At 67.6% G+C, this 17,506-nt stretch carries 10 protein-coding genes and 1 pseudogene; 2 read left to right on the forward strand and 9 right to left on the reverse strand.

The features are described 5' to 3' along the window. The first annotated feature begins 5 nt into the window (after positions 1-5). Positions 6-962 carry a 5'-3' exonuclease gene (locus MKAN_RS02070; protein ID WP_023364666.1) on the forward strand — a complete coding sequence of 319 codons (957 nt, stop codon included), beginning with the start codon at positions 6-8 and terminating at the stop codon, positions 960-962. A gap of 14 nt (positions 963-976) precedes the next feature. On the opposite strand, the gene MKAN_RS02075 is transcribed toward MKAN_RS02070, so the two are convergent. The 8 genes and pseudogenes from MKAN_RS02075 to MKAN_RS02110 all read right to left on the reverse strand — a co-directional run. After that, entirely contained in the window at positions 977-1,759 is a 783-nt protein-coding gene (locus MKAN_RS02075; protein WP_036395961.1) for a DUF4333 domain-containing protein, read from the reverse strand. Between the two features lie 58 nt (positions 1,760-1,817). After that, positions 1,818-4,544 (reverse strand): DEAD/DEAH box helicase, encoded by a 2,727-nt coding sequence (locus MKAN_RS02080; RefSeq protein WP_023364668.1) that lies wholly within the window; start codon positions 4,542-4,544, stop codon positions 1,818-1,820. A gap of 21 nt (positions 4,545-4,565) precedes the next feature. Further along, positions 4,566-5,423: a twin-arginine translocase subunit TatC gene (gene tatC, locus MKAN_RS02085; RefSeq protein WP_023364669.1), complete on the reverse strand. Its 858-nt coding sequence runs from the start codon at positions 5,421-5,423 to the stop codon at positions 4,566-4,568. Positions 5,424-5,561: 138 nt separating this feature from the next. Beyond that, complete coding sequence (gene tatA / locus MKAN_RS02090) at positions 5,562-5,828, reverse strand: Sec-independent protein translocase subunit TatA (protein WP_023364670.1); 267 nt, start codon at positions 5,826-5,828, stop codon at positions 5,562-5,564. Between the two features lie 67 nt (positions 5,829-5,895). After that, on the reverse strand, positions 5,896-6,864 hold the full coding sequence (locus MKAN_RS02095; protein WP_023364671.1) for a helix-turn-helix transcriptional regulator: 969 nt from the start codon (positions 6,862-6,864) through the stop codon (positions 5,896-5,898). Continuing rightward, positions 6,861-7,859: a helix-turn-helix transcriptional regulator gene (locus MKAN_RS02100; protein WP_023364672.1), complete on the reverse strand. Its 999-nt coding sequence runs from the start codon at positions 7,857-7,859 to the stop codon at positions 6,861-6,863. The genes MKAN_RS02095 and MKAN_RS02100 overlap by 4 nt, the downstream gene beginning before the upstream one ends. A gap of 10 nt (positions 7,860-7,869) precedes the next feature. Continuing rightward, entirely contained in the window at positions 7,870-9,228 is a 1,359-nt protein-coding gene (gene pafA / locus MKAN_RS02105; RefSeq protein WP_099184121.1) for a Pup--protein ligase, read from the reverse strand. 1,375 nt (positions 9,229-10,603) lie between these two features. After that, positions 10,604-14,458, reverse strand: a pseudogene (locus MKAN_RS02110) (non-ribosomal peptide synthetase); the annotation flags it as partial. A gap of 453 nt (positions 14,459-14,911) precedes the next feature. On the opposite strand from MKAN_RS02110, the gene MKAN_RS02115 reads away from it, so the two are divergent. After that, positions 14,912-16,285: an MFS transporter gene (locus tag MKAN_RS02115; RefSeq protein WP_023364675.1), complete on the forward strand. Its 1,374-nt coding sequence runs from the start codon at positions 14,912-14,914 to the stop codon at positions 16,283-16,285. Positions 16,286-16,302: 17 nt separating this feature from the next. On the opposite strand, the gene MKAN_RS02120 is transcribed toward MKAN_RS02115, so the two are convergent. Further along, positions 16,303-17,505, reverse strand: coding sequence for a condensation domain-containing protein (locus MKAN_RS02120; RefSeq protein WP_036395967.1), 1,203 nt, complete (start codon positions 17,503-17,505; stop codon positions 16,303-16,305). Between the last annotated feature and the right edge of the window lies 1 nt (position 17,506).

Genomic DNA, 17,506 nt, shown 5'->3' on the forward strand with positions numbered 1-17,506 from the left:
CCCAGATGTCCGCTCCCCTGCTGCTGCTGGACGGCGCCAGCATGTGGTTTCGCTCGTTCTTCGGCGTGCCGTCATCGATCACCGCCCCTGACGGCCGGCCCGTCAACGCCGTGCGCGGGTTCATCGACTCGATGGCGGTGGTGATCACCCAGCATCGGCCCGGCCGGCTGGTGGTGTGCCTGGATCTGGACTGGCGGCCACAGTTCCGGGTGGACCTCATCTCGTCCTACAAGGCGCACCGCGTCGCCGAAACCGAACCCGAAGGCCGGCCCGACATCGAAGAGGTGCCCGACGAGCTCACCCCTCAGGTCGACATGATCATGGAACTTCTTGACGCATACGGGATTCCGACGGCCGGCGCACCGGGCTTCGAGGCCGACGACGTGATCGGCACCCTGGCGGCGCAGGAACGCCACGATCCGGTGGTCGTCGTCAGCGGCGACCGTGACCTGCTGCAGGTGGTGGCCGACGATCCGGTGCCGGTTCGGGTGCTCTACCTCGGGCGCGGGCTGTCCAAAGCCACCCTGTTCGGGCCCGCCGAGGTGGCCGAACGGTACGGCTTGCCGGCGGATCGGGCCGGATCGGCCTACGCCGAACTGGCGTTGCTGCGCGGCGATCCCTCCGACGGGCTGCCCGGGGTACCCGGCGTCGGGGAGAAGACGGCAGCCGCCCTGCTGGCCGCGCACGGCTCGCTGGATCAGATCATGTCGGCCGCTCACGACCCCAAGTCGGGGATGGCCAAGGGTTTGCGAGCGAAAGTGCTTGGCGCATCGGACTACATCGAGGTCGCCGGTTCGGTGGTGCGGGTGGCCACCGACTCGCCGGTGCAGCTTTCGACGCCCACCGATGCCCTACCGCTGGTGGCCGCCGACCCGGCGCGCACTGCAGAACTGGCGACTCGATACGGCGTCGGGTCGTCGATTACCCGGCTACAGAAAGCACTGGACGCACTGCCAGCATGACAGCATCGTGACCGTTACTGCGGCCGGCCGACCTCGTAGGTGCCCTTGTTGTCCTGGAACGTCACCGTCACGTGCTTGGACGCGCCGTCGATGCTGACGGTGCATTCGAAGGTGGCGCCCTTCTTGACGGTGGGGTTGACCCCGTTGTTGCACTTGACGTCCTTGACGTTCTTGGCCCCGTAGCCGTTGGTCTCGTCGGTCAGGATCTGCTGGACGCCCGAGTTAGCCTTGTTCACATCCAATTTGGTGGTGACAAAGAACCCTGGTTGCCAGAAACCGACTACCAAGACGATGCCGATGACCAGCACGACGATCACGCCGACGACGCCGCCGATGATCGCCATCGAACGCTTGGAGCTCTTCGCCGCCTGGTCGTAGGGAGCGTATTGCCCGGGATATTGACCTGGCTGACCGTATTGGCCGGGCTGGCCGGGCGCCCCGTACTGGCCGGGCTGGCCGTACTGTGCCGGCTGGCCGTATTGGCCGGGCTGGGCCGCCTGACCGTACTGCCCGGGCTGGCCGAACTGCGGAGGTGCCCCGAATTGGGTGGCCTGCGAACCGAAATCGGGCTGCCCGTAGGCGGGCGCGGACTGCGGATACTGCTGCGGATACGCTGGGTCCACCGGCTGCTGGTACTGGGGGTACTCCGCGGGCGTGTAGGCGGGAGTCTGCCACGTCGCATCCTGAGTTGGCTGCTGCTGCCACGGTGACCCGGCCATCGTCGGGTCCGAGGAATGATCGCCCTGCCCGGGCGGCTGCCACGACTGCCTGGGGTCTGATCCCTGCGGTCCGCTCATTGCTTCTCCTGGTCCTCCTGCGGTCACATTCCGGACATAACCGTAGCTCCGGGCCAGCCTACCCGGCGTCAACCGCGACGACGCCGCGCCGGATGTCGTTGATGGCGCGCTTTGCCACGGCGCGCACCTCGGGGTCCGGGGCGGCGTTGCGCACCTGGTCCAGCAGATCGAGCACCTGCCGGCACCAGCGCACGAAATCGCCTGCAGACAACGGTGACCCGGTGCCGCTGACATCAGCGGCAGCCAATGCGGCTCCCAGATCACCGGTGCGCGCCCAACGATAGATGACGTTGACGAAGCCGTCGTCGGGTTCCCGACTCTGGCTGATCCGGTGCGTCTGCTCGTCGGCCCGCAATTGCGCCGACAGCCTCGCGGTCTGCCTGAGCGCCTGGCGCAACCCCGGTGTGGGTGCCTCCACACCGGATGGTTCGTCACTACCACGCGATTCGTAGAGCACCGCCGAAACCACCGCCGCCAACTCGGGCGGCTTCAAGCCCGCCCAGGCGCCGGTGCGCAGGCACTCGGCCACCAACAGGTCGCTTTCGCTGTAGATGCGAGCCAGCAACCGGCCGTCGTCGGTGACCTCGGGGTCGGTCGGCGGTCCGTGGATGAACTGCCGCTCGGTCAGCAGGCCGACGATCCGATCGAAGGTGCGGGCCAGCGAGTTGGTGGCCGCGGCAACCTTTCTCTGCAACTGCGTGTTGTCGCGTTCGATGCGCAGGTAACGCTCCGCCTGGCGAACCTGAACCTCGACATCGCCAGCGTGGTGGCAGGGATGGCGGCGCAGCTGCTCGCGCAGCGACTCCAGATCCGGGTCCTGACGCGTGCGTTTCTTGCCGCGACGATCAGCCGGCGCGGGCAGGCCCGCGGCGGCCGACCGTAGCGCCGACGCTAGATCCCGGCGCACCCGCGGCTGGCGGTATTCGATGCGCTTGGGCAGTGCCATCGATCCGACCGGGGGCGCCCCGCCCGAATAGTCGGCCGACGAGATGCGCCCGGCCCACCGGTTTTCGGTCAGCACCAGTGGCCGCGGGTCGGCGCTGTCGCGGGCGGACTCCAACACCACCGCCAGCCCCCCGCGCCGGCCATGCGTGATGGTGATGATGTCTCCCTTGCGCAGCGCCGCCAGCGCGTCGTTGGCCTCCTGGCGGCGCTGCAGCCGCGACGCCCGGGCCTGCGAACGCTCCAGCTCCGACACCTGTGCGCGAAGCCGCGCATAGTTCAGGATCGGCGCGTTCGGGCCACCGAGTTCGGCGGCGATCTCGTCGAGCATCCGTTTGCCGCGTTCGATGCCGCGGACCAGTCCGACGACGGATCGGTCGGCCTGGTATTGGGCGAATGACTGCTCCAGCAGCCGGTGCGCCTGTTCCGGACCCATCCGGTGTACCAGGTTGATCGTCATGTTGTACGACGGGACAAACGAGCTGCGCAGCGGGAAGGTCCGGGTGGAGGCCAGGCCCGCGACCTCGGCGGGCTCGCTGGTGTTGTCGGAGGGATGCCAGATCACCACCGCGTGACCCTCGACATCGATACCGCGCCGGCCGGCCCGGCCGGTCAGCTGCGTGTACTCCCCCGGCGTCAGCGGCAGATGCTGCTCACCGTTGAACTTCACCAGCCGCTCGAGCACCACGGTGCGGGCCGGCATGTTGATGCCCAGCGCCAACGTTTCGGTGGCAAACACCGCCTTGATCAGGCCGGCGGCGAAAAGCTCCTCGACGGTGTGCCGGAATGCCGGCAGCATTCCGGCGTGGTGGGCGGCCAGACCGCGCTGCAGGCCCTCGCGCCACTCGTAGTAGCCGAGTACCGCCAGGTCGGCGTCGGCCAGATCGCCGCAGCGGTGATCGATCACCTCGGCAATCCGGGCGCGCTCGTCCTCGCCGGTGAGCCGCAACGGCGAGCGCAGGCACTGCTGGACGGCAGCGTCGCACCCGGCCCGGGAGAACACGAACGTGATCGCCGGCAACAACCCCTCGGAGTCGAGCTTCGCGATCACCTCCGGCCGCGGGAGCGGACGGTAGAAGCGCGACCGTCCCGGGCCTCCTCTTCCCCCCTGCCGGCGCGGCTGCCAGTCCGACATCCGGTCGGCCTCGCGGCGATGCGCTATGTGACGCACCAAGTCCGGGTTGACACGAGGCTGTTCGGCGTCGGCGTCGTAGGCGAACAGGTCGAACAGGCGCTTGCCCACCAAGATGTGCTGCCACAGCGGCACCGGCCGGTGTTCGTCGACCACGACCGTCGTGTCACCCCGCACGGTCTGCATCCAGCCGCCGAACTCTTCGGCGTTGCTGACCGTCGCCGACAGGCTGACCACCCGCACCTCTTCGGGCAGTTGCAGGATGACCTCTTCCCACACCGGCCCGCGCATCCGGTCGGCCAGGAAATGCACCTCGTCCATCACGACGTGGGAAAGACCTTGCAGCGCAGGTGAATCGGCGTAGAGCATGTTGCGCAGCACCTCGGTGGTCATCACCACGACGGGCGCGTTGGCGTTGACGGAGAGATCTCCGGTCAGCAGTCCGATCTGGTCGCGGCCGTAGCGCGCCGTCAGGTCGGTGTGCTTCTGGTTGCTCAAAGCCTTCAGCGGTGTGGTGTAGAAGCATTTGCCCCCGGCCGCCAGGGCCAGGTGTACGGCGAACTCGCCGACCACGGTCTTGCCGGCGCCGGTGGGCGCGCAGACCAGCACGCCGTGGCCGCATTCCAGGGCGGCACAGGCGCGCCGCTGAAAGTCGTCGAGCGAGAAGGGCAGCTCGGCAATGAACCGCGTCAGCTCGGGCAGATCTGTCACCCCACCGCCCTGATGCGATCGCTAGGTGACGTCGTCATGTGATCCGCCGATGACCGAGGGCGCCGGTACCGGCTCGGGGGAATCGATGGCCGACGCTTCATCATCGGGAATCAGCGCCTCCCGCTTGGCTTTCCGTTTGTCGTGCAGCCGGGCGATCTGGATGGCCAGCTCGAGCAGCACGGTCAGCGCCACCCCCAGAGCGGTCATCGAGAACGGGTCGGACCCGGGCGTGAACACCGCCGCGAACACGAACATCGTGAAGATCAGGCCGCGCCGCCAGGACTTGAGCCGTTCATAGGTCAGCATGCCCGTCATGTTCAGCATCACGATCAGCAGGGGAAACTCGAAGCTGACCCCGAACACCACCAGCAGGTTGATCAGGAAGCCGAAGTACCGGTCACCCGAGAGCGCGGTCACCTGAACGTCGCTGCCGACGGTCAACAGGAAGCCCAGCGCCTTCGACAGCACCAGATACGCCAGCACGGCACCGGCGACGAACAGCACCGCGGCCGGGATCACGAACGCCACCGCGAAGCGGCGCTCCTTCTTATACAGCCCCGGCGTGATGAATGCCCACAGCTCGTAGAACCAGACCGGGCAGGCCAGCACGACGCCGGCCGTCATCCCCACCTTGAGCCGCAACATGAACTGGTCGAACGGCGCGGTGGCCAGCAGCCGGCATTGCCCGTCGGCGCTGATATCGGCCCGCGCCGACTGCGGCAACGAGCAATAGGGATGGCGCAGCCACTCGCCCAGGCTCTGCAGCCCGAACACCGAATGCGAATACCAGATGAACCCGAAAATCGTGGTGATCAGGATGGCGGCCAGCGAGATCAGCAGCCGGGTCCGCAGCTCGGTCAGATGGTCGACCAGCGACATCGTTGCGTCAGGATTGACGCGGCTGCGCCTGTTACGGGGGTTCAGCCGTTTAAGAACAGTGGCGGCACGCGCTGAGGCCCGGAAACCATTCCCCACGTTCGATCAGTGACGCTTGGGCACCGAGACGGTGGTGCCGGGCTAAGCCGGCCGCGCCTCGGTGTGACCCGGCTCAGTGCTCGCCGGAGGCTCGACTCGTTGCGACTGCACCGGCGTTGGGCTTGCCGGGTTGGTGTCGAGGGCGGGCGGCTGGTTTTTGGTCTCGCTCTGCATTTCCCGCATCTCGGATTTGAAGATGCGCATCGACTTGCCCAACGACCGCGCCGCATCGGGGAGCTTCTTGGCGCCGAACAGCACGATCACCACGACGGCGAGGATCGCCCAGTGCCACGGACTAAGACTGCCCACTTTGATTACCTCCAGACGTTGACCCGATGCTACCGCAGCAGAGCTGCCAAACCGCCCGGCCGCGCCGTCACTCCTGCGCAGCGGCCCGGTAGGCCTGCAATGCGGCCTCCGCGGCCGCCCGCACGCGCCGGGCCAGCGAGTCCGGCGCCAGCACCTGCACATCGGAGCCGAAGCCCAGCATGAGACGCGTCATCCACTCCTCCGAGGCATAGGTCATGGCCACCTCGCAGGATCCGTCGGGCAGCTCACGCAGCTCCCGTATCGGGTAATACTCCAGCATCCATGACGCCGACGGCGCCACCCGCAGCGTTGCCGACGGCAGCGACGGATCGGCGTCGAACAGCGCCGTGTCCGGTGGCGCCTGCAGCGCAGGTTCCGGCGGCGCGGCCGGCTCGTCGAGCTCGGAGGCCTCGACGATCCGGTCGAACCGGAACAGCCGAACCCCTTCGGCCTCGCGTGACCAGGCCTCCAGGTAGCTGTGGCCGCCGATCAGCAGCACCCGGATGGGATCGACGGTCCGGGTGGTGAGGGTGTCGTGCGACGCCGAGTAATAGTCAATGGTCAGCGCCCGTTTGTCGCGCACCGCGGCGCGCACCGTCGCCGCCGCCGCGTGCTCGGCCGGTGCCGGTTGGTCGGCGGCCGAAACCGTGCTGGCGGGGCCGGCCGCGCCGGCTGCCGCCGAGATCTTGGCGATCGCGCTGCGGGCCGCCCGCGGATCGACGACGCCCGGAATGTCCGCCAGCGCCCGCAGCGCCACCAGCAGCCCGGTGGCCTCCGGAGACGTCAGCTTCAACGGCCGATCGATGCCCGCCGAGAACGTCACCTCGATGGTGTCCCCGGAGAACTCGAAGTCGATCAGATCTCCCGGGTAATAGCCGGGCAGCCCGCACATCCACAGCTGGTTGAGATCCTCCTCGAGCTGCTTGGCCGACACACCGAGGTCGGTGGCGGCCTCCGCGCGGGTTATCCGTGGGTTGGCCTGGAAGTACGGCACCATGTTGAGCAGCCGCACCAGCCGGGTGGACACGGCAGTCATCGCGCTGCCCCGGCGTGGGCATGCAGCCGGGCCAGCACGTCCTCCCGCAGGATGGCCGGCTCCAGGACAATTGCGTCGGCTCCGTAGCCGGCGATCTCGCGCGCCAACCGGTCACTGGATCCGATGTCGAGTTCGATCACGTCGCCGTCGCGACCGGCCAGTCTCCGGGGGCCGACGGGTTGCCCGGCTCTGCGCAGCGCGGTGGCCCGCCCGCCGGCGACCCAGACCGTGGCCCGCATACCGGTCGGCGCCTCGGTGACCTTCGCGGCCACGATGCCGCGCAGATCGACGTCGTCGGGCACGGCGATCGCGCCTGCCGGGCCGATCGGGGTGATCTCCCCACTGATCCGCGACAGCCGGAAAACGCGGGTGGCACCGCGGTCGCGGTCGTGGCCGACGAGATACCAGCGGCCCTTCTCGGTGACCACGCCCCACGGCTCGACGGTGCGGGTGGTGTAGGGCTCGGCCCGCGACGACCGATGGCGGAACTGCACGGCCTGCCGAGAGTCAATGGCGGACAACAGGATTCCGAGCACGTTCTCGGACCCGCGTAGACCGGTCAGCCCGGCCGGCGAGGCGATGGTCACCGCGGCTTCGCTGTCTACGGGGTCGACGTCCACTCCGGCGGCCCGCAGCTTGAGCAACGCGCCCTGAGTGGCGGTGACCAGTTCCGGCGACTCCCACAGCTGGGTGGCGACGGCGACGGCGGTGGCCTCGTCCGGGGTCAGGTCTACGGGTGGCAGCGCGTAGGCGTCGCGGTTGATGCGGTAACCCTCGGTTGGATCCAGGTTCGACACCTTCCCGACCTCCAGCGGGATGCCCAGGTCGCGCAGTTCGTTCTTGTCGCGCTCGAACATCCGGGAGAACGCTTCGGCGGTCGGGCTGTCGGAATATCCCGCGACGCTGGAGCGGATCTTCTCGGCGGTGATGTAGCCGCGAGTGGACAGCAGCGCGATGACGAGATTGACCAGACGTTCGACTTTCGAGGTCGCCATTAGCTTTGAATTACATGCTCGCGATCAGCCGTTTGACCCGCTCGTCCACCGAACGGAACGGGTCCTTGCACAGCACGGTGCGCTGCGCCTGGTCGTTGAGTTTGAGGTGTACCCAGTCGACGGTGAAGTCCCGTCCGGCGGCCTGCGCGGCGCTGATGAACTCGCCGCGCAGCCGGGCACGCGTGGTCTGCGGCGGGTGGTCGACGGCGTCGGCGATCTCCTCGTCGGTGGTGACGCGTGCCGCCAATCCCTTGCGCTGCAGCAGGTCGAAGACACCGCGCCCGCGTTTGATGTCGTGGTAGGCCAGGTCCAGCTGGGCGATCTTGGGGTCGGACAGCTCCATGTTGTAGCGGTCCTGGTAGCGCTGGAACAGCTTGCGTTTGATCACCCAGTCGATCTCGGTGTCCACCTTGGCGAAGTCCTGGCTCTCGACCGCGTCGAGCTGGCGCCCCCACAGGTCGACGACCTGCTCGATCTGCGGGTTTGGCTCCCGGTTCTGTAGATGGTCGACGGCGCGGGCGTGATACTCGCGCTGGATGTCCAGCGCGCTGGCCTGGCGCCCCCCGGCCAGCCGCACCGGCCGGCGACCGGTGACGTCGTGGCTGACCTCGCGGATGGCGCGGATCGGGTTGTCCAGGGAAAAATCACGGAACGCCACCCCCGCTTCGATCATTTCGAGCACCAGCGCGGCGGTGCCCACCTTCAACATGGTGGTGGTCTCACACATGTTGGAGTCGCCGACAATGACATGCAGCCGCCGGTACTTCTCGGCGTCGGCGTGCGGCTCGTCGCGGGTGTTGATGATCGGGCGTGATCGGGTGGTGGCGCTGGAGACGCCCTCCCAGATGTGCTCGGCGCGCTGAGACAGACAAAACGTCGCGGCCTTGGGGGTCTGCAGCACCTTGCCGGCCCCGCAGATCAGCTGGCGGGTGACCAGGAAGGGCAGCAGCACATCGGAGATGCGGGAGAACTCGCCTGCCCGGACGATCAGGTAGTTCTCGTGGCAGCCGTAGGAATTGCCCGCCGAATCGGTGTTGTTCTTGAACAGGTAGATGTCGCCGCCGATGCCCTCGTCGGCAAGGCGCTGTTCGGCATCGATGAGCAGGTCCTCGAGCACCCATTCGCCGGCCCGGTCGTGGGTGACCAGCTGCACCAAGCTGTCGCATTCGGCGGTGGCGTATTCGGGATGACTTCCCACGTCGAGGTATAGGCGCGCGCCGTTGCGCAGGAAAACGTTGGAGCTGCGCCCCCAGGACACCACCCGGCGAAACAGGTAGCGCGCGACCTCGTCGGGGCTGAGCCGACGATGGCCGTGGAAGGTGCAGGTGACACCGAACTCGGTCTCGATGCCCATGATTCGTCGCTGCACGTAATCGAGGGTACTGGTTGTCTTGACGCGGTGGTGAGCAAGCCGCGCCCATTGTCGGGACCAACCCAGTCTGACCCGTGAGCGGTGGCTGCGCGGGGCTGATAGCGGTGATCCGGGAGCGGGTTGCTATGCGGGCGGCGCTCACGGCGTCCCGGTTGCGCGGCAGCCGTGGCTGTGCACCTATTGCACGAGGGAGTTGGTGTCCGATTTGCCGCTTTTGAGCGACAATTTAGGGCGTGCAACTTAGGGCGCCGGCGCGGTTCCTGTATCGGCGGTTACTTCGAATATCCGAGAACACCCGGGCCTCTGCTTGACCGGCGCAGTGCCCGGGTTTCGCCACGGCGGTCGACGCGTCCGTTGACCGCCGTGGGCGCACAGTTGACGACGTAAGTGCACGCTCGAATCCGTCTGCGAGCATAAGCGGAGGCGTCCAGGACGTCGAGCGTGTAGGCAGGGCGTCGAGCGTGCAGCCAGGGCGGCGAGCGTGTAGCCAGGGCGTCGAGCGTGTAGGCAGGGCGTCGAGCGTTGTAGGCAGGGCGTCGAGCGTTGTAGGCAGGGCGTCGAGCGTTGTAGGCAGGGCGTCGAGCGTTGTAGGCAGGGCGGCGAGGGTTGTAGGCAGGGCGTCGAGCGTGCAGCCAGGGCGTCGAGCGTTGTAGGCAGGGCGGCGAGCGTGCAGCCAGGGCGTCGAGCGTGCAGCCAGGGCGGCGAGCGTGTAGGCAGGGCGTCGAGCGTTGTAGGCAGGGCGTCGAGCGTGTAGCCAGGGCGTCGAGCGTGTAGCCAGGGCGTCGAGCGTGTAGCCAGGGCGTCGAGCGTGCAGCCACGGCGTCGAGCGTGCAGCCAGGGTGGCCGACGCGCCGTGAGCTCGCCACGGGCACACATTCGAAGCCGTCAATGCACAATCGACGCCGTCAGGGCACACTCGAAGTTCGCGGCCGGCGTAGCAGAGGCAGCCAGGGCGTCGAGCCTGCAGCCAGGGCGTCGAGCGTTGTAGGCAGGGCGGCGAGCGTTCAGCCAGGGCGTCGAGCGTGCAGCCAGGGCGTCGAGCGTGCAGCCAGGGCGGCGAGCGTGCAGCCAGGGCGTCGAGCGTGCAGCCAGGGCGGCCGACGCGCCGTGAGCTCGCCACGGGCACACATTCGAAGCCGTCAATGCACAATCGACGCCGTCAGGGCACACTCGAAGTTCGCGGCGGGCGTAGCAGAGGCAGCCAGGGCGTCGAGCCTGCAGCCAAGGCGTCGAGCGCGCAGCCAAGGCGTCGAGCGCGCAGCCACGGCGTCGAGCGTGCGTCCACGGCGGCCGACGCGCCGTGAGCCCGCCACGCGGGCACAGTCGAAACCGTCAGCGCTCACGAAAACCGGCAATCAATCGCCCGGCGAAGCTAACGCCCCGATACCTGGCCGTCAACTAATGCAGCATTCAGTTGTGCACCAAATAACCTGAGCGACTCGGCATTCAACATTTCGTTGTGCGTGGCGTCAACGGGGTACTCGACGATATGGCCGCGGACATACGGCCGCCAATCCTCGAGCAGCGTCGAACCATTTCCGCTGCGGGTAGCCGCGAATAAAATCAGGTCGCCGTCAAAGACCGCTGGCGCATGCTCGGAGCGATACCTTTCATTGGCGATGCTGTTGGTGATCAGAATCTGAAGCAGCTGGGCGGACGGGAGCCCGAAATTCGCATCCTGTCGTTGCTGGATTAGTTCCTCTGCCTGCTGATAGGTAAAGGGTCCAGGATCATCGGCCGGCAGCTCAATCCCATTTGCGCGCAGTACATATTTCAGAATTTCACCTTCCCGCGCCGCGGCAGTGGCTGCATCATCCGCTTCCTCGGCGCGTGGAGTCGCATCGAGGACGATGAGTCGCCCGACGACGCATCCCCGCCGGCGAAGCTCGACGGCAAGCTCGTGCACCACAATTCCCCCGAACGACCAGCCGAGCAGGTGGTATGGCCCGCCGGGATACAACGATTGGACAGTGTCGGCATAGTGCTGCGCCATGTCACGAATTGAGTCGGGCCTGGCGTCATCGTCGACAACCTGCTGAATGCCGACAATCGGGCAGTCCAGGTAGGCGCCCAGCGCGTGATAAGGCCAGCTCAACCCGACGGCCGTGTGAATGCAGAACAGCGGAACCCCGGCAGCATGCCGCAGCACCTCAACCGGAGTCACCTCCGGTGACCGCGTCGGCCGGCGCAGCAGCTGACTCAGGCTCGCCACCGACGGCGCGTCGAACAGGCTGCGAACCGGCAGGTCGACTTTCAAGGATCGGCGCACTCCGGCGACCACCCGCATGGCCAGCAGCGAGTTGCCGCCCAGATCGAAGAAGGATTCGTCGATGCCCACCCGCGGTAGACCCAGTACCTCCGCATAGATGCCGGCGAGGGTTTCCTCCACCGCGGTGGTCGGCGCGCGGTAGCGGGTGGTGTCGGCGTAGTCGGGGGCCGGCAGGGCGCGTTTGTCGAGCTTGCCGTTGACTGTCAACGGCAGCGTCGCCACGCTCACCACCGCCGCGGGCAGCATATAATCGGGCAGCCGCTCGGATAGCTGCGCGCGGAGCTGCTCAACCTGCAGCTGCCCGGCTACATATCCCACCAGCCGCCGGTCACCGGGACGGTCCTCACGCGCGATCACCACCGCCTGCTGGCCCCCGGCGACCTCGGACAGCACCGTGCTCACCTCACCCAACTCGATGCGGTAGCCACGGATCTTCACCTGCTCGTCGGCACGGCCCAGATAATCCAGCTGCCCATCGGCGCGCCAGCGCACCAGATCCCCGGTGCGATACATCCGCTGCCCAACCCCATAGGGACACGCCACAAACCGGGCCGCGGTCAGCGCCGGCCGGCGCCAATACCCGCAGCCCACCCCAGCACCGGCCACGTACAGCTCCCCCACCACCCCCACGGGCACTGGGCGCAGCCAGCCGTCCAACACGAACAACGCCGCACCCGGCACCGGCGAACCAATCGGCGGCGGCGCCGAATCGGCAACCAGCGGCGTACTCGTGGACACCCAGACAGTCGCCTCAGTCGGGCCGTAGGTGTTGATCATCATCCGGCCGGGCGCCCAGCGATCCACCAGCTCGACGGGACACACCTCGCCGAGCAGCACCACAGCCGCGGACTCCAGCCCGCGCCGCGGCAACATCCCGATGGCAGAGGGCGTTTGAGTCAACACGTCGACGTGTTCCCGCACCAGCAGGGCATGCAAGTCCGACGCCGAGCGCGCCACCGCGTCCGGCACCACCACCAGCCGTCCGCCGTGCAGGAGCGCTCCCCACATCTCCCACACCGAGAAGTCGAACGAATACGAATGGCATTGGGCGCCGGCCTTTCCGGCGGTGGCGGTGAACGGAGGCACCACGTCGAAGAGTTGGGTGACATTGCGGTGGGTAATCGCAACACCTTTGGGGGTCCCGGTAGTACCGGAGGTGTACATGATGTAGGCGACGTGGTCGGCGGCGGGGGTCGGCGGCGCGGTACTGGGATAGGTATCGATTCGGGGATCGTCGACGTCGATGACGGCCAGATCGGTCGCCCCGGCGGCAACGAGCAACGGGGCGAGGTCGGTGGTGGTGATCGCGGCTTTGGGCGACGCGTCGGTGAGCATGAAACCGATACGCGCACTTGGGTGTTGGGTGTCGATGGGTAGATAAGCGGCCCCGGTCTTGAGCACCGCGATGATGGCGACGGTGGCCGGGACGGAGCGCGCCAGCAGCAGCGCCACGACCGCGCCGGGGCCCACACCCGCATCGATCAATGCGTGGGCCAGCCGGTTCGCCGCCCGCTCCAGTTGCGCGTAGGTCAGCCTACGGTCCACACCGGTCAGCGCCACCGACCGGGGCGTGCGAGCGACCTGGGCGCCGAACAGCTCCGGAATCGAGACCGGTGCAAAGGTTTTGCCCAGCGCAGCGCGGTTGCCAATTGCATCGAGATGGGCGTGTTCGGCGGCGTCGAGCACGTCGATCGATGACAACGGCGCGCTCGGATCGGCAGTCATCGCGGTCAGCAGCCGTTCCAGCCGGTCCCGCAACCTCTCGATGCTGGGAGCAGCGAAAACGTCGGTGCGGTAGATGATTTCGCCGCCGATGCCGGCGTGCGCACCGTTGGGGGTGAAGCGGTCGCCGAAGGTGAGGGTCAGGTCAAGGGGCGCGGCGTAGGTATCGGCCGGGATGGAACTGACACATAGCCCGGGCAACATCAATTCGTCGGCTGGAGCCGGGCTTTGCCAGGCCAACATGACTTGGATCAGCGGATGATGAGTAAGGCTGCGGGTGGGGTTGAGCCGTTCGACGACCACCTCGAAGGGCACGTCTTGGTGGTCGTAGGCGTCCAGACTGGCCTCACGGACCCGGGTGATCAGCTCGGTGAGGTTGGGGTTACCGGCCACGCTGATGCGCAGCACCACCGTATTGACGAACAGCCCGACCATCTCCTCGAAGGCGGCCTCGGTGCGCCCGGCGACCGGGATGCCCACGGCGATATCGGTGTTGCCGCTAAGGCGGGCCAACAATGCCACCACGCCGGCCGTGATCACCATGAAGCTGGTGGCGCGATGCTCGCGCGCCAACCGGGCGACGCTCTGGCGCAAGGCCACCGGCCAGTCGACGGCCACACCGGCGCCCTCGTGCCGGGCCACCTGCGGGTAGTGCCGGTCGGCGGGCAGCTCCAGCCGTTCTGGCAACCCGGCCAGGGTTTGCTGCCAGTACGCCAGCCCGGCGCAGATGGGGCTGGTGGTGTCGTCGAGCTCACCTAGCTGGTCGCGCTGCCACCGACAGTAATCGACGTAGTGCAGTGTCAACTCGTCCCAGCCCGGAACTGCTCCGGCGCAACGGGCGGTGTAAGCGGTGGCCAGATCGCGCAGCAGCGGGCTGAGCGACCACCGGTCGGCGGCGATGTGGTGCATGACGATGACCAGCACGTGTTCGTCAGCGCCGACGCTGAAAAGCTCTGTCCGCAGCGGGATTTGGTTGGCTAGGTCGAACCGGTAGCGAACCAGCGCGGCAATTGCCTGCGGCAGCCGGCTCGCCGGCCACGCCACGGCGTCGGTGACTTGCCAGCCCGCATCGGCGGCGGTGGCGTCGATGACACGCTGCTCGGGGATCCCGTCGGTGGCCGGAAAGACGGTGCGCAGTGATCGGTGGCGGCCGACTACATCGGTAACCGCCACGCGTAGCGCCTCGACGTCCAGCGGTCCACACAGCCGCAGTGCCAGCGCCATGTTGTAGATCGGCGAGGGCCCTTCCAGTTGGTCAATGAACCACAACCGACGCTGCGCATAGGACAGCGGCACCAGCTTCGGCGGCGCCGCGGCCGCCAAAGGTTGGACGCCGTCAGCGGCCATGCCCAAGTGAACGACCGGGCCGGGCGCCGACAGTGCGTCGACGAGGGCACATATGACGCCGCATCGATCCGGGGCCACGGGCACTTTCCACGCTGACGTACGGGCAGACACGCATCGCGATCAATCCCTGCACTCGGCTCCGGCGAGATATCCAACCTACACCCGTTCGCGGCAATAACCGATCGCTCGGTGGTGCGTCGCTCGGACGTCTCGAACCGGCTCTCACCTAACGCCTCTTGCGTTTTCAGAATTCGCCAAGGATTCGCGTAGCGCCTCTGGCGAAGCTGTGCTGGTCGACGTACCCGCCGCGATAGCGGCCCTTGAGAGGGAGCAGCAGCACCAATGGTTGGCATCAACCGCAAGGGATTCTCCAGGGGCCCGGCGATACGCGGTGGAATACACCGGCTGGGTGCGATGCTGCTGCCCGGCAGCGCGGCGGGTCGCATGCTGGCCATCAGTGCAGGAATCGACTCGCTGGGCACTGGGCTGTTTTTTGCCTCCTTCACGCTGTATTTCGTCGGCATCGTCAAGATCGGTGCGCCCCAAGTCGCCCTTGCCAGCACCGCGGCCGGAATCCTCGCCTTGTTCGTCCCGGTGCCGCTGGGCCGCCTGGCGGACCGGCTGGGGCCCGGAAGGCTCTACATCGGCCTGCTGGTGCTGCGTGGTCTCGGCTACTGCTGCTATGCAGGCGTTTCCGGCTTCAAGGGTTTCCTGGTACTCACCATGGTCCTGACCGCCGCCGACCGGGCGAGCACACCGCTGCAGCAGTCGGTGGTCCGGGCGTTGATCGGCAACCAGGACGGCACCCGGACGATGGCCTCAATCCGCGGCGTGCGCAACGTGGGCCTGACCGCGGGCTTCCTGGTCGCCGCGGCGGCGTTCGCCACCGCTGCGATGTCGGTGTTTACCGTGCTCTTTGTCGCCAACGGAGTCTCTTTCCTCGTGGCGGCCGCCATGGTGTGGCCGACGGTTTCGCGGACGGAAGCGGTGGCAGCGCCCGCTCCGGCAACCGCTCCGACGGCCGGTCCGACGGCTGGGGCCGCCGCATGCCCGCGGTCCCCGTTTCGCGACCGATGGTTCGTGGTTTTCACGATCGGCAACGGCGTGTTGTGGCTGCACGACAGCGTGCTGATCGTGTTGCTGCCGATTTGGGTGATCAAGCACACCGCGGTGCCCGCGGGGTGGGTGCCGGTCTTCATGGCGGTCAACACGGTGCTGACCGCGGTGCTGCAGGTCTACGTGGCCCGGTTCGCAAACGGGGCTGTGGCCGCGAATCGGGTACTGGGACTGGCGGGTCTGCTGCTGATCAGCTGCTGCGGCTTCTTGGCTATCGGCCAGGCCGCACCCACCGCCATCGCGGTCGTGGCGGTGCTGACGGCGGTCATCCTGCTCTCGGTCGCCGAAAATCTCCACAACGTTGCCGCCTACGAACTGTCCGCAGAGCTGTCACCCGAGGTGGCCTCGAGCCGCTACCTGGGCGCCTTCAGCCTTGCCTACACCGGTCAACAGGTCATCGGTCCTGCCGTGATGGCCGTGCTGATGCCGGTGGGGCTGATCGGCTGGCCGCTGCTGGCGGGGGCCTTCGGCGCCGCCGTTGTGGTCTCGCGAGGTGCTGCCGGCCGCTGCCTGGCCGAGCGGGCCGGAGCGGCGTCGCGCCGGCCGGTTGGTGCGCATCGGTTCTTCCGCGGGTTGCTGTCCGCGGCGTGCCCGGCGTAGCAGCGAGCACTCGGGCATCACACCTCCGACATCTCGCGTAGCGCCCACACCAATTGGTGGGCGAACTCATCGGCGAATCGCCCGGTCACCGCAAGCGGGTTGTCGGCCACATACACCGACGGCGCGCGATGGTCGCCCCGGACCATCACGTGGATATCGGCGCGCGGCGGGCCTACCGCCCAGATGCTCGGCTCGTCAAGCAGATTCAGCGCGGACTCGTGCACGGTGGGTCGGTTGGCGGTATCGAACTCAGCCAGCACCGTCATCCGGTCGGGGTGATCGAAAAACGGCTGCATCGGGGCGGGATCGGCAGCCAGTGGCACGCAGCTGTTGTCCAAGACATCCAGAAGAGCACCGCGGGCCTGCGAAATCAGCGCCCCCGCACCTACATCCGACACAATTCGCATCGGACGCGGCTCCATGAGCGGCGCCACCGTGCCGTCCAATGCTTGGGTGCCGCGGTAACCGACCTCGGTCAAGAGCACCGTTTCGGCCGCGTCGACCTGCCGGCGCCAAACCATGTGCACCGCGGCGACAACCGGGGCCAGCAGCGTGGTCCGGTACGCCGAAGCCAGGGAAACCATGGCGTGTTCGTCGGCGACCGTCAGCGGCACCCGGCGGATACGTGCCGTCGTCGCGGCAGCGCGCGGCACCCGCGGATCGGCGCCAAAATTCGCACCGGCAAGCTGTCGCCGCCAGTGCAGCCGCTCGGTCCTCGCGTCGGACTCGTCCGACCCGCCGGCCCGCTCAGCCAGCGCCGCGCCGAATTGCGCCGGTGCCGGGCCCAAGTCCGGTGGCGGGCCGGCTTGGCACAACATGCAGAGTTCCTGGGCCAGCACATGCAATGACCACGGGTCGCTGATCAATCGGTCCAGGCCCATGACCACATACTGCTGCTGCGGCTGAACCGTTGCGACCAATCGCGCCCGCCACAACGGTTTCCCCGCTCGTCGATACCCGGCCAGCGCCAGCTCGGCGGCGAAGCTGCCGATGTCGCCGGCATGGGTATCGGCCCCGGCAACGGCGTCCACCACGGTTTCGGGCGCAGCCGCGGACAGGTCGGGCCACAACAGCCGCAAGGCCTCGTGCCGCGATGCCAAGACGGCCAGTCGCGCAACCAGCATGTCCAGGTCAATGGCGGAAGCCTCGAAAACCAGTGGAGCAAAATCGGCTCCGAGCGGACTGCGAGCCTCACGTAACCCGATCAGCCAACCTGGCATG

Source organism: Mycobacterium kansasii ATCC 12478, from assembly GCF_000157895.3.
Taxonomy (GTDB): domain Bacteria; phylum Actinomycetota; class Actinomycetes; order Mycobacteriales; family Mycobacteriaceae; genus Mycobacterium; species Mycobacterium kansasii.

Coding starts and splice junctions, on each gene's coding strand:
- tatC (WP_023364669.1), bottom strand. CDS start 5,423: ATGTCGCTGGTCGACCATCTGACCGAGCTGCGGACCCGGCTGCTGATC.
- MKAN_RS02100 (WP_023364672.1), bottom strand. CDS start 7,859: ATGGCGACCTCGAAAGTCGAACGTCTGGTCAATCTCGTCATCGCGCTG.
- MKAN_RS02095 (WP_023364671.1), bottom strand. CDS start 6,864: ATGACTGCCGTGTCCACCCGGCTGGTGCGGCTGCTCAACATGGTGCCG.
- MKAN_RS02120 (WP_036395967.1), bottom strand. CDS start 17,505: ATGCCAGGTTGGCTGATCGGGTTACGTGAGGCTCGCAGTCCGCTCGGA.
- MKAN_RS02070 (WP_023364666.1), top strand. CDS start 6: ATGTCCGCTCCCCTGCTGCTGCTGGACGGCGCCAGCATGTGGTTTCGC.
- MKAN_RS02075 (WP_036395961.1), bottom strand. CDS start 1,759: ATGAGCGGACCGCAGGGATCAGACCCCAGGCAGTCGTGGCAGCCGCCC.
- MKAN_RS02115 (WP_023364675.1), top strand. CDS start 14,912: ATGGTTGGCATCAACCGCAAGGGATTCTCCAGGGGCCCGGCGATACGC.